This is a genomic window from Methylomonas sp. AM2-LC (genome assembly GCF_039904985.1).
Lineage (GTDB): Bacteria > Pseudomonadota > Gammaproteobacteria > Methylococcales > Methylomonadaceae > Methylomonas.
Window position 1 is genome coordinate 4,441,173 of the sequence record NZ_CP157005.1, and the last position, 12,381, is coordinate 4,453,553.

12 protein-coding genes are annotated in these 12,381 nt (G+C 40.1%); 8 read left to right on the forward strand and 4 right to left on the reverse strand.

The window, feature by feature from the left end; genetic code table 11:
• Positions 1-157 precede the first annotated feature (157 nt).
• The 3 genes from ABH008_RS19720 to fba all read right to left on the reverse strand — a co-directional run bounded on the left by ABH008_RS19720 (position 158) and on the right by fba (position 3,454).
• Positions 158-1,294 carry an HD domain-containing phosphohydrolase gene (locus tag ABH008_RS19720; RefSeq protein ID WP_347987320.1) on the reverse strand — a complete coding sequence of 379 codons (1,137 nt, stop codon included), beginning with the start codon at positions 1,292-1,294 and terminating at the stop codon, positions 158-160.
• A 152-nt stretch (positions 1,295-1,446) separates the two neighbouring features.
• Positions 1,447-1,899 (reverse strand): DUF393 domain-containing protein, encoded by a 453-nt coding sequence (locus ABH008_RS19725; protein ID WP_347987321.1) that lies wholly within the window; start codon positions 1,897-1,899, stop codon positions 1,447-1,449.
• 517 nt (positions 1,900-2,416) lie between these two features.
• A complete protein-coding gene (gene fba, locus ABH008_RS19730) occupies positions 2,417-3,454 on the reverse strand; it encodes a class II fructose-bisphosphate aldolase (RefSeq protein ID WP_347987322.1) in 1,038 nt (345 codons plus the stop codon).
• A gap of 532 nt (positions 3,455-3,986) precedes the next feature.
• Here fba and ABH008_RS19735 point away from each other — a divergent pair.
• From ABH008_RS19735 to ABH008_RS19770, 8 genes are all read left to right on the forward strand, one after another.
• Positions 3,987-4,133 (forward strand): hypothetical protein, encoded by a 147-nt coding sequence (locus tag ABH008_RS19735; RefSeq protein ID WP_347987323.1) that lies wholly within the window; start codon positions 3,987-3,989, stop codon positions 4,131-4,133.
• A 622-nt stretch (positions 4,134-4,755) separates the two neighbouring features.
• Positions 4,756-5,685 carry a 2OG-Fe(II) oxygenase gene (locus ABH008_RS19740; RefSeq protein ID WP_347987324.1) on the forward strand — a complete coding sequence of 310 codons (930 nt, stop codon included), beginning with the start codon at positions 4,756-4,758 and terminating at the stop codon, positions 5,683-5,685.
• 885 nt (positions 5,686-6,570) lie between these two features.
• On the forward strand, positions 6,571-8,001 hold the full coding sequence (locus ABH008_RS19745) for a neprosin family prolyl endopeptidase (protein ID WP_347987325.1): 1,431 nt from the start codon (positions 6,571-6,573) through the stop codon (positions 7,999-8,001).
• A 90-nt stretch (positions 8,002-8,091) separates the two neighbouring features.
• On the forward strand, positions 8,092-8,478 hold the full coding sequence (locus ABH008_RS19750; protein WP_347987326.1) for a hypothetical protein: 387 nt from the start codon (positions 8,092-8,094) through the stop codon (positions 8,476-8,478).
• Between the two features lie 110 nt (positions 8,479-8,588).
• The gene (gene vapB, locus ABH008_RS19755; protein WP_347987327.1) at positions 8,589-8,837 is read left to right on the forward strand and encodes a type II toxin-antitoxin system VapB family antitoxin; all 249 of its coding nucleotides are present in this window, start codon (positions 8,589-8,591) and stop codon (positions 8,835-8,837) included.
• 40 nt (positions 8,838-8,877) lie between these two features.
• The gene (locus ABH008_RS19760; RefSeq protein ID WP_347987328.1) at positions 8,878-9,027 is read left to right on the forward strand and encodes a hypothetical protein; all 150 of its coding nucleotides are present in this window, start codon (positions 8,878-8,880) and stop codon (positions 9,025-9,027) included.
• Positions 9,015-9,233 (forward strand): hypothetical protein, encoded by a 219-nt coding sequence (locus ABH008_RS19765; protein WP_347987329.1) that lies wholly within the window; start codon positions 9,015-9,017, stop codon positions 9,231-9,233. Before ABH008_RS19760 ends, ABH008_RS19765 begins: the two co-directional genes overlap by 13 nt.
• A 649-nt stretch (positions 9,234-9,882) precedes the next feature.
• Positions 9,883-10,971 carry an acyltransferase gene (locus tag ABH008_RS19770; protein WP_347987330.1) on the forward strand — a complete coding sequence of 363 codons (1,089 nt, stop codon included), beginning with the start codon at positions 9,883-9,885 and terminating at the stop codon, positions 10,969-10,971.
• On the opposite strand, the gene ABH008_RS19775 is transcribed toward ABH008_RS19770, so the two are convergent.
• Entirely contained in the window at positions 10,942-12,102 is a 1,161-nt protein-coding gene (locus tag ABH008_RS19775; RefSeq protein WP_347985983.1) for an IS30 family transposase, read from the reverse strand. The genes ABH008_RS19770 and ABH008_RS19775 overlap by 30 nt on opposite strands.
• Positions 12,103-12,381 lie beyond the last annotated feature (279 nt).

Here is a 12,381-nt window from a genome sequence, read left to right on the forward strand (position 1 = left end):
TTTGTAATGCAAGGATAGGATGGTTTATTCACTTATTTATTTTAAAAAAGTGGTGAATGCTACGCACTGAGAACGTAGAATTCTTTTGGGTCTTAAATCGCATAGACCTAAAGGTATATGTATCAACATTGGGACAACAAGCAATGATTAATGGACATCAACTCAGCGCAGAGTCCTGATATAGCAGTTGTATACTTTCAATTTCGAGGGCATTAGCATTTATTGCAGCTACACAGTCTACATCCAATTTACCTGCGTCTACCATTTTGTTAAGCTCGCTCCTTGCATGCTGGCTACTCCATACTTCTTTATAGGGGCGTTTGCTTGTTAACGCATCAAAAATATCGGCAACAGCAACGATTCTGGCTTCGATAGGAATCTCATTACCTTTTAATCCATTAGGATAACCAGAACCGTCCAGCAGTTCATGATGATATTTGACAATATTGATCATAATCTTGGAATCTGAAAGATGCTGAAGTGCAAAATCGCCTAGAATTTTCTTTACTATTCCACAACCTTTTTCGACATGCGATTGCATGATAATACGTTCATCCGCGTCTAATTTGCCTGGTTTAAGAAGTACATTATCAGGAATACCAATTTTTCCAATGTCATGTAGTGGTGCAAATAAGAATACATGCTCGATGAACTCATCATTCAGGTTATGGGTAGATGCAATAGTCTTTGCTATTATTCTGGAATATCGAGCCATCCGTTCCAGATGTGTACCCGTTTCAAAATCACGTAAATCTGCAAAATCCCTCGCCACTTTGGCAGAGGCTATTATTGATCGAACCGCAGCAAATTCGCTGCTGATACTCATATTAATCAAACTGGCATATAACGTAAGATCTCGTTGTATCAGTTGGGAAAATGCAGCTTGTTCCATGGAATCGAAAAACACAAACCCCATAAATGCGCCATTATCGTAAAGAGGTAAGGTAAAAGACGAGCGATATCCTTGCGTGATTAACCAGTTAGAATGTAAAGAATTTGATTTTATGGCTTCCTGAATTTCGTTTATTACACGGGGCTCGCCACTAGTTGCCAGCTTAAGTAGCGATGGACTGTGTGAAAGGGTAAATTCATAACCAGTAATTGCTTCCCCTATACGGGTACTATTGATGAATGTTTTAAGTTTATCTGTGGCGGGATCATAAATAGCCACGGCAATACGTGCAATGCAAGGAATTGCATCGAGGATTCGATCATGCATTATTGCTAGTCTTTCATTAAGCGTAGAGTGACTATCGAAAAGATTTGGAATAATTGTCTGTGGGACTGAAGACATAATCTTTCCTTTGACATGCTGATGAATAACTCTGTACAGAGAGGGACGCTGACTGCCATTTTTTGGCGATATAATAGCATCTACTCAGCTATAAAACTGCTCAGGAATCGTTATTTTCAGAAAAAAGTTTAGGTTAATGCCAGACTTAAGCATTATTTTAGCGGTGATAAGCACGGAATTACGATTAATATCCTCACAATTTTTAAGCTTTTCCCTATACAGCTATTCCGCCTACATGGACTAGCTCCAAAAAGAAGGCCAAGCCGAAGTCGATACCTAGCAAACAAAACATAGAGCAGATCAAACAAGGTTTTTAAAACTGGCCAACGCGTAGGAGCAAAAATCCAGCCTAATCCAACTGCTTTATAACAAGCAACAAACACATCCACACCTTTGATGATGTATCCATCCGGATAAACACCATGAATTTCAGCCATTAATTCATCAAAAGTTTTACCATAATCTTCAGGTTTGAATTGGCTATCATTAATATCTTGAAACCCAAGCCGGCCAACTTTGTTTTTACTCCTAAGCCAATTAACTTCTATTCTGCAAATAGGACATTGCGCGTCGTAAAATAAAATAAACTCAGGCAACTTTTTCATTAAATAGGACATTAAAAAGGGAACTTCGAAAAACCACCCTTCGACAAGCCTCTCCTGAGCAAAGTCTAAAGGCTCAGGGCGAACAGTGGCATTTATATATCAATAGTTTACTGTTCGTGCTGAGCCCGTCGAAGCACAAAAGCCAGGTTTTTCGAAGTTCCCTAAAAGTAAAAACTCATGAAAACAGAGATGCAAAATATTTAAGCTTCATAAATATTAAAAAGTGGTGCTTAAAATTTGTGCTTAGCTATCTCCCGACCTAAACATCAACTTTAGCAGCACCACTTGTAGCCTATAGATTTCACACCTCCAAAAACGTAGGTTTAACTCATTCTTAAGTAAAATAGCATGAGCTTATGATTAAATTAACCTGATATGTGCTTACAAAATTAAGCTTCATTACACCAATAAACTCATGTAAACAGCTTACCGTGCATAAGCTATTAGTCAATGCAAACACACTTTAATTTGGGCGTTATCAGGCTTAAACAATTGGGTAACTAGTTCCGCCGAGCTTTTATAGATAATATTTAATCATTTCTTTTAAAGGTATCGCTTTGATTTTGCTTGCATGTCCAGCAGAACCAAAAGCTTCGTATCGTGTTTGACAGAGCTGTTGCATTGCCTGTCTTGCGGCTTTGTATATTTTACGTGTATCCAAGTCTGAGGCATTTTCGGGTTGCGCCACATATTGACGTATTGCGCCTGTTGAAGCCATACGCAAATCGGTATCTATATTAATTTTACGAACACCGTATTTAATACCTTCCACAATCTCTTCAATCGGCACTCCATAGGTTTGACGAATATCGCCACCATAATCATTAATGATTTTTAACCACTCTTGAGGAATTGAGCTAGATCCATGCATAACAAAATGGGTATTAGGTAAGCGTTGTTGCAAGGTTTTTAAGCGACTGATTACCAAAACTTCGCCCGTGGGTGGTTTACTAAATTTATAAGCACCATGACTTGTACCGATAGCAACCGCTAAAGCATCAATGTTTGTTTGCTTTACAAATTCTACGGCTTCATCAGGATCGGTCAGCAAACAACTGGGCTGCAATTTTTCTGAAGCCGAATGACTAACTGTATCCAATTGTGTTTCTAAAGAACCCAGACAACCAATTTCACCTTCCACTGAAACACCACAGGCATGTGCCATCTTAACTACACTAGTGGTTACATTCACATTGTATTCAAAAGCTGCAGGGGTTTTCATATCTTCTAATAAAGAACCATCCATCATAACCGAGCTGAAGCCCGATTGAATTGCTTGAGCACAGATAGAGGGTGCAGGTGCATGATCTCTATGCATGACGACGGGAATATGAGGGTATTGCTCTACGGCAGCCAGAATCAAATGGCGTAAAAAAATCTCGCCAGCATAGTTATTTGCGCCCGCCGAACCTTGCATTATCACGGGACTATTACACGCATCAGCAGCTTGCATGATAGCTTGTACCTGCTCCATATTGCTGATATTGAATGCAGGAATACCAAAACTATGCTCTGCTGCATAATCCAATAGTTGCCGTAACGAAACTAAAGCCATAATTATACCTCCTAAATATTCAAACTATTAACATCACTGTTCCATATTGAGCAATTACACCAGCCTTCGCTCAAGCTCTTATGAGTTGTATCGAAGAACTAAGGGCAAACGCTTTTTTTCATTATTGGCTGGCTAATCAAATAAATGTTCGTTTAACCTAAACGGCAAGCAATTTATCATTAATCTGGCAAACATGACTATTTCAACCTGTATCCTGAATAATAATCGTAGCAGTGAAACAGGATAAAAGCTTAAATTTTATAAACCTACAGAGCATTCCTCAATTTTTTGAAAATTACCACAGAAAAACTCTCTAATTTACTATCACTGATACAGCGTTAAGTAAATATTTTATTAACAAACAACATTAGCGTAAAAACTTAAGCCAATGATAATAAAAATAAATAAAAAAGTACGCCACAGCTGTCGTTTAAATACAACTTGAAATCTATATTTAACGTAGGACAATTGGATAGCGTTTGGCGTTTATACGCCATTGACACTGAAATTTAACAGAACATAAGGAGGCACTATGAAAATTGCACTTTTCATGATAGCAGGGCTAACTATCGGCGCACTGATAACCATTTCAGCCTTCCAGCTATTGAAAATAGTTATTAAAGAAATGATCAATATGGTTTCTGAAGCTTGGTTTAGTCCTGAGCAACATTCTCATTGATCTTGCCTGAATCCGTTTATCTGGATACGCATACATTTTGGAGACAATAGCTCTAGTTTTGGCTGATTCGGCTATAGGATGAAGAAAAGAACATCTATGTTTTGTATGGTGCCTACTTAAAGGAAATCATTTAAATTTAATTTAGATTCGATTGTTGGGTTACTCTCTGTCGAGCTAACCCAACCACGGTTACAAATTTTTCATAATCTATTGATTTAAGCAAACTATACACTTAAGCAAATGCCATTCTCCTCTGTTTGGTTTTTATGCGACTATGCTTTTATTGCCTACATCAGATTGAAAACAGCCTTTACTGTCATTCAGATGAAATCTGTTCAACACCCTAAATGATTGACGAATGAAGTGAACGAGATGTTTAATACTGCTGACAATGACGATAAGAGTCGCCGTAAAAACATTAATAGTAACTATCAGTCGCGATCGACGCGCCTCCTGGCGTCGGCACATCCTTGCAGGCTTGCCTTCACGCTAAATAATGATTATATAGTTTGAATAGCGTCTGCATTTCATATGCGTGTCTGTTTTGGCAATAACTACGTTATTGCTTTGATCGACAAATCTTAATAATTCAATCCGCAACTACTCTTAAGGAATTTAGCCGTTGCTTTCATACCCCAACCACCATGACAACCCTTTCCCCTTTTTTTATGTGAATTCTGCCTTCACTGAGGAACAGTGCGCTGCACTGGAGGGTTTATTTGTAGATGAGAGTGACTGGCAACATCGAGATGGTGCGTTTTATCGATGCTCTCTAAAGGACGTCACTGAGAGTATTTCTGCATCATTTCAAACGGAAGTGCTTACTAGAATGCGCGAGTTAACAGGATTACCACTGGTAAATCGGATTGTGGTCACGGCTCAGCGAATGTTGCCTGGCCAGGTTATTGGTATACATAGTGACCGACCGCTATTGGGTTACGAGATTGCTAGACTGGTTGTGCAACTCAATAAGCAATGGCAAACGGAACACGGAGGTGTTCTGGAATTATTCTCATCCCCGCAAAGCGAAGTGGTTTTCAGCGTTAATCCTGAGTACAACAAGGCTTTTGGCTTTTTGCTTAACATCGATTCTTACCATGGCGTCACGGAGGTTAGTCAGCCGAGACAAACAGTGGTATTCAATTTCTGGCATGCGGCCAATACTCCTGAACTTGCAGCCCACATACAAGCTTTGTTTGCCAATGTTCATTTCTCTGAGTTGCCAATTGCACTCAATTCTGTTGCCATAGCTGCAGAATTGAGCCTTTCCGAGGATATTACATTTCGTGCAGGCACCGCTGCAATTGCGCTACAGCGCTGGGGCTATGATGAGCCTACCATTGTGGCTGGATACCAGTACAGTGCTGGTCTTTCTAGTGCCAACAATCACACCCCTGAAACCTATGCCGCAGTGCTACTGGCGGATTGGATTGCTTATTTGTATCGGGATTCGTTTGATCTGGCACGTTGGAAAATCTTACAACGTGAACTAGAAGGAATGGAAATGTTTACACGGCTGAAGCCCACTTGGCAGCTTTGTGTACCGACCTAGAGTGTTTAAAAGCGAATTTATTTTAATATAATTCTTTAAATTCAAACTATTATGCTTTTAGAAAACCTTATATCTGACAAATTTCTGGTACCAACAATTTGTTGGATTGGCTTTTTGTTTGACGTCTTTCATGGATAAACTTTCTAATTTTTTCCACTGTGAGCATTGAGACCCAGCAACTGCACAAAAAACGTGATTGATACCGGTTATTCTCTTAATTTCTGACGCCGAAAGTGACTGCTATAAACCTGTAACCACACGACGTACAGGCATGTTTGGCGCTCAATTTTCGCACACAAACACAGTTCCATATTTTAACCATGCTTGGTTTAGTTAAGGATTACTGTGACCTAAATTACAATTCCGAATGAAAAATTTAACAGATTTACCGGAACCAAAAGATTAACCTTACACCACATCGGAAAACAGTACTTCCCAACAAAATGATAGTACCAAGCCGGTGTAAACCGAATGTCCCTTATGATCGAAACCCAGTTTAATAAGTGACATTGAGTTTAGCTTTATTTTTAGAGTGAAATAGCATTCGCTTTAGGCCTTAGCCTAATAGTCACATTATTCTGTGCTTTAGTTCCCGGCAGTGTGCCGTGGCGGGAGTTGTGAACATTAGGAGATTGTATTGGCTGTATACACATTAGGTGCCGATACTCTGTGCCAAAATTAACCGTTTGTAGGCTAGTTTTGGCATTTAATGAACTAGCGAATGCTCCATTTACGGCACAGGCAACAATTGACAACGTTTTTGTGAATCTGGGTGAGCTACGAACCACAAAACGCTATTGAGTCAATAATGGACCTTTTTTAAGCGCCAGAGTTGCTTGTATCGTCATTTAATAAATTAATTTACATTAATTGGAGACAATTACAATGTTAAAAAACTTTCGAAATACAAATGTCATATTGGGAGCGTTATTAGGAAGCATGGTATACATGCCCTCTAATGCTTACGCTGGGCAAGTGCCTTTTGGGCCTGTTTATACGCCTATTGACTCTTCTGCTACGGTGAATAATTCGACTATTGCCATCCCTGGCAACAATATTGGTGATGCAAAAAATAACGCTAAAGCTTCTAATCCCACTGTCGTTCGTATGACTGATCCAGTGGAAATAGGTCGCGCTAATCACTATTTAAAACATCGCCATGATCGATCAGATATTCGTCAATCACTAAAAACAGCAAGCGGGCGTATAATTGATTGCGTAGATGTCAATTCGCAACCAGCGGTCGTTAATAACCCCAGTCTTGCGGGTAGCCCAATACCGTTAGCGCCACACATAGCACAGCCAAAGGCCCATGTAACGCCAGCTGCAAGTATAGTTGAACCCTTACTCGACAATGAAGGCGTGCATGTTGCAGGCTGCCAGGATGGAACGGTGCCAATACTACAAGTAACTGCATCCGACTTGAGCCGATTTGCGACATTGGACGATTTTTTTGCCAAAGTGCCCTCCCACATTGGCAAAGCTGCACTCTTACCCAAAGCGGGTATTCAACCGCCCTATCACTGGGGCCCATCTAGCCAACACCAATATGCGCATGCCTATCGCAATGTAACGAATTGGGGTGCTAGTTCTACCATTAATGTATGGAATCCTTCTACGGAACTCAATAGCGAATTTAGCCTAAGTCAAATTTGGGTAGTGGGTGGTTCTGGAGCTGGCTTGCAAACATTGGAAGTTGGCACGCAAAAATACCGTGACTTGTATGGAGACTACAACCCGCATTTATTCATCTACTCAACCAATGGAGGTTATGCATCGGGTACAGGCTGCTACAACAACACATGCGGTGACTTTGTTCAGGTTAGCTCTACCATATATCCTGGTGCAACCTTAGCATCGAGTACCTATAATGGCACTCAGTACGAATACACCATGCAATGGTTTAAGGATATGGATGGCGGTGCCTGGTGGCTGAATGTGCAAGGAACTTGGGTCGGTTATTATCCACGCGCCCGTTATAGTACTGCGGGGGTGGCCAATAGAGCTGCGGAAATCGATTTTGGCGGGGAAATCATCGACAACCGCAATCTTGGGCTACATACCTCTACCGATATGGGCAGCGGACAGTTCCCTAGCGCGTGGTGGCAAAAAGCAGCTTATCAAAGACTAATAAAGTATAACTACACAACCACCACAAATCCGAATACGGTTTGGAACACGCCTGCAACGGGGCTTACCGCAACGCGATCAGATGCTGCCTGTTATGACATTTCAGGTCCTTACTATGGTGATCCAACTTGGGGATCATACTTTTTCTTTGGTGGACCAGGTTATGATTGGAATAACTGCCACTAAACTTGCTTAAATTGCAGCACCGATGTTTCAATGAATGCTGAACGAAACATCGGTGCTGCCCCTTTCAATCTAACTAGTCGGTGCTAAAAATTGCGAATTCTCTTTGGTATCCTGTTAATTGTGTTATTAGTCGGCCCGAGTTTTTCCGGTACTACCACTCCCGACTCCCGCATCCACATCTGCACTGGCCAGGCGAACGAAATTCCTGGCGCTACTTGCGTGCCTGCGGCCGTGATTGAAAATATCAGGCAGCAACGTTGCCGTGGTGAAGGTGAAGATATCGAAGGCAAGGAGCAAGGGCTAGGAAGTCAGTGTTGTGAAGGATTAACGGCCATTGCTGCATCGAGTTTAGAGCAAGGTCGCTGCGTTTCCGGGCCGGCCAGCATACAAATTTGCACCCGCTGCGGAGACAATATTTGCGGTAAAGGTGAAAATTCTTGCAATTGCACTAAAGATTGCGGCGTTGACAGACCGTAAGGGTTTTTTGAAGAAGGCGTAAAGTCACTCTATAACTCGTACAAAATGTAAATCCATGTATATATATTTTGGACAAATTCATGTAAATTTTCTTCATTGAATGACTATCAATGGAGATAATAAATGCACACTACTCGTATTTTAAAAATGGAAATTCACAGGCTGTTCGTATTCCTGCTGACTTGGCCTATGATCGCATAGACATTGCACTGGAAATTGAGCGTAATGGAGATGAAATTAGAATCCGTCCCGCTCGCCAGTCGCTGGGGAATGTTCTTAAGATGTTTGCTAAATTTTCTGATGACTTCATGTGTGATGGGCGAGAAAATCAAGAACAAAGAGAACTGGATGCCCTCTAATGCCCAGATATATGCCAGATACCAAATGTGTATCTATTTGATGAAAAAACAGCCGAAAGAAGTTGCTGAACGCTTTTCTCAGTGTTATGTTGGTGATGTCGTTATGTCTGCAATCACCTATGCTGAACTTGAGTATGGTGTTACCATGTCAGCCAATCCAGAAAAAGAACGACTGAATTGGACAGTCTGATTGAAGATATCAAGGTTGTTCCGTTCGATGCCCCAGCTAGCGTTTCTTATGTCCCTATCCGCGTGGCAACCCGAGAAAGTAAACAAGATCATTTAGACAAATTAATTGCTGCCCACTCCGTATCTCTGAATGTCACTATTGTGACTAATAATCTGAAGGATTTTGCCAAATATCCTAATGTCGTTTCAGAAAACTGGCTTAATTAGTCTAGCAATATGCCATTAGTATCCCCTTTTTTGTTGAGTAAAATTAAAGAGTGTTGATTTGCACTTAAAACGACCCACCATTTGCATTGAATTTTGACCCACCTAGATTGGGTTTATTTTACGGTTTTTGGTAGAGGATAATTAGATTTGTTTTTCTCCTTTTTCGGTGTAGTTGAACTTTCTTTAAATCGATAACTGTCATTACCCGTTTCGACAATCCCTCCGTATCAGAATACTTGTCGTCTCAAATTTTTAAAGAAAATAAAATTTGAGCATCTAAAAATTTAATCTAAAAATTTAAACCAAATCTAATCTGACAGACACCCATAAAAATCGGTAACTATCAGATCACGCCTGAGCTAGTACAATTTACTTGACCGTTACCCAACACGTTAAATCATATGTTCGTCATCGAACGGACACTTTACACATTTTGCTGTAAATTCAAAACTAAGCATAAGTCTATTCTTACTCGATTACCTATAAGCCTCACCCCTGTCATCAAATAGAAGTAGCTAACAAACTTGAAGTGATAATCAACCAGGATTTTGCATCGGGGCATTCCAGCAAAATTGGAATGGCTGACCACCCCTCTGTTGATATGTGCTGAAGCTTATGGGTAATCAGGAAACCTTATAAGTTGAAAAATATGAAGCTAACAAATTTTGTTAAAGGTCGAGATAACAATTACAACCTCATTAGAATTTTTGCAGCATTTGCAGTACTAGTCACTCATAGCTTTGCATTGGCAATAGGTTCGGCTGATGCTGAACCATTTCGCGAAACTCTTGGGGGTAAAACAATAGGCTCAATTGCAGTCGATATATTTTTTTTAACAAGTGGTTTTCTTGTTACTGCCAGCCTCTTGGCAAGACAAAGTGCAGTAGAATTTGTATGGGCCAGAGTCTTAAGAATATTTCCTGCACTTCTCGTAATGCTTCTTCTAACTATTTTTGCTCTTGGCCTTTATTTTTCGACATTACCAATACACTCCTACTTAGCCAACCCAAACACTTACAAATATTTTCTAAAATGCATATCATTGTTTTTTGGTGTTGAATATAACCTACCTGGAGTCTTTGAAAGTAATCCATATAAATATGCGGTAAATGGCTCACTGTGGACCTTACCGTATGAGGTCAAAATGTATGCTATTTTGGCAGTTATTTGGATGTTATTTCGTTTCACTCCAAAATTTCGGACAAAGATATTCAAATTTACAATAATCTCAGGTGCTATTTTAGCAGGTCTAGTAATAATGCTATTACATTTTGAAATAGTAACAGGTATGACAAAATATGATAAATTCTTGAAACTATTTTTCATGTTTTTTAGCGGTGCAACTTTTTTTATTCTTAGAGAACATATAACTTTATCGCATTCTGTTTTTAATGTTTTTTTTGTTGCCTTGATACTTTCATTATTAAATAAACAAATATTCTTTGTCGTTTATATGATAACTCTACCATATATTTTATTTTACGCCGCTTACATTCCAGCTGGCTTCATAAGAGAATATAACAAATTAGGCGACTATTCGTATGGCGTCTATATTTATGCATTCCCTATTCAACAGTCGATTGCAGCAATAGTACCTAACATTTCTGTTTTGTCTATGTTGATTATTTCTAGCGTAATTACTTTAGTTTTAGCCATATTATCTTGGCATTTGTTAGAAAAAAACGCTCTAAAGTTAAAAGGGGTGAGTTCAACTGGTCATTGCAACGCATTCGTTTAGTTTATCACCAGGCATCATGTAGCCCAGTGTTTTTCTAGGTCTCGTATTAAGCTTTAAAGCAATCTCATCTAGGTCTTGCTGACTATAACCGCTTAAATCGGTCCCTTTGGGAAAATATTGTCTTAATAATCGGTTTGTATTTTCATTGGTTCCTCGCTGCCAAGGGCTTCTTGGATCGCAAAAATACATTGCCACATCGGTGGCTACAGTAAATCTTTTATGTTGAGCTAATTCAGTACCACGATCCCATGTCAACGAAGCCATTAAGCCGGAAGGAAGTTGCTGTACCTGACGAATTAATGCATTCACAACATTCGTCGTATCTTTGCCATCAACTTGAACCAGCAACACAAATCGTGACCGACGTTCAACTAGAGTAGCAATATGGCTGTTTTTAGACCCCGTAATCAGATCACCTTCCCAATGCCCAGGTATTGCACGATCCTCAACCTCTGCAGGTCGATCTTTTATCGATACCGCATCAATAATTTGCCCTCTTGGCTGGCCTTCAGTTGTTGATGCCTTACCTCGCCGCATCATTCGTTTCGATCGTAGATGTCCGATTAATTCCTTTTTCAAAACGCCGCGTGCTTGAATATACAGGCTTTTATAGATTGTTTCATGTGAGACATGCATATTGATATCGTTTGGATATTCATGTTTAAGCCAGCCAGCAATTTGCTCAGGAGACCAATCGAAACCGAGTTTAGTTGCCACCATGATTTGTAGTTGAGAATGTGTAGCCAGTCGACAGGGCTTAGGTCGCTGTGCTTGATCCCATGCTTTTGAATCAGCTTCGATTGCTCGATATTGATCTTTATTACCATTACGGGCAATTTCACGGCAGATAGTAGAGGGTGATCTTGCTAGTTTTGATGCAATCTGTCGCATTGATTCACCAGCCGCCAGTCCTCGCGATATTTCTTCGCGCTCAACTAGACTCAGTGACCTAGCCGATCTTGAGCGAGTTGCAGGAATAATTCCACCATGAGCGGATAAAACAGTATGCACGGATCCAGCATGCTTACCAAGGGCACGACCTATCTCACTGAGTGATTGTCCTAATTTCCATCTTTGCCACAACTCAACCTTTTGAGCTGCGGATAAACCGGGTCGACCTTTCTGTGCCATTGATTCACCTCTGTTAATAATATTAAATCAGATAGTGTTGCAATGACCAGTTGAACTCACCGTTTTTATACTCAACTTTCACTGCACAGGCTTCTGATGGACAAATCTATTTCGCTATACAACAAACCGTCGATTTTCTTAATCATCCTGGGGATGTACCAAATAATTTCGAAATCGTTGTCAACGGCTTACCTATTAAAGGAAGCATTGTCCATACTAAAAAAATATCCGGTTTTGCTTGACCATGCCATATTACTGGGCATAAAACAGCCGCTGTCA

Coding starts and splice junctions, on each gene's coding strand:
- ABH008_RS19720 (WP_347987320.1), bottom strand. CDS start 1,294: ATGTCTTCAGTCCCACAGACAATTATTCCAAATCTTTTCGATAGTCAC.
- ABH008_RS19725 (WP_347987321.1), bottom strand. CDS start 1,899: ATGAAAAAGTTGCCTGAGTTTATTTTATTTTACGACGCGCAATGTCCT.
- fba (WP_347987322.1), bottom strand. CDS start 3,454: ATGGCTTTAGTTTCGTTACGGCAACTATTGGATTATGCAGCAGAGCAT.
- ABH008_RS19735 (WP_347987323.1), top strand. CDS start 3,987: ATGAAAATTGCACTTTTCATGATAGCAGGGCTAACTATCGGCGCACTG.
- ABH008_RS19745 (WP_347987325.1), top strand. CDS start 6,571: ATGTTAAAAAACTTTCGAAATACAAATGTCATATTGGGAGCGTTATTA.
- vapB (WP_347987327.1), top strand. CDS start 8,589: ATGGAGATAATAAATGCACACTACTCGTATTTTAAAAATGGAAATTCA.
- ABH008_RS19760 (WP_347987328.1), top strand. CDS start 8,878: ATGAAAAAACAGCCGAAAGAAGTTGCTGAACGCTTTTCTCAGTGTTAT.
- ABH008_RS19770 (WP_347987330.1), top strand. CDS start 9,883: ATGAAGCTAACAAATTTTGTTAAAGGTCGAGATAACAATTACAACCTC.
- ABH008_RS19775 (WP_347985983.1), bottom strand. CDS start 12,102: ATGGCACAGAAAGGTCGACCCGGTTTATCCGCAGCTCAAAAGGTTGAG.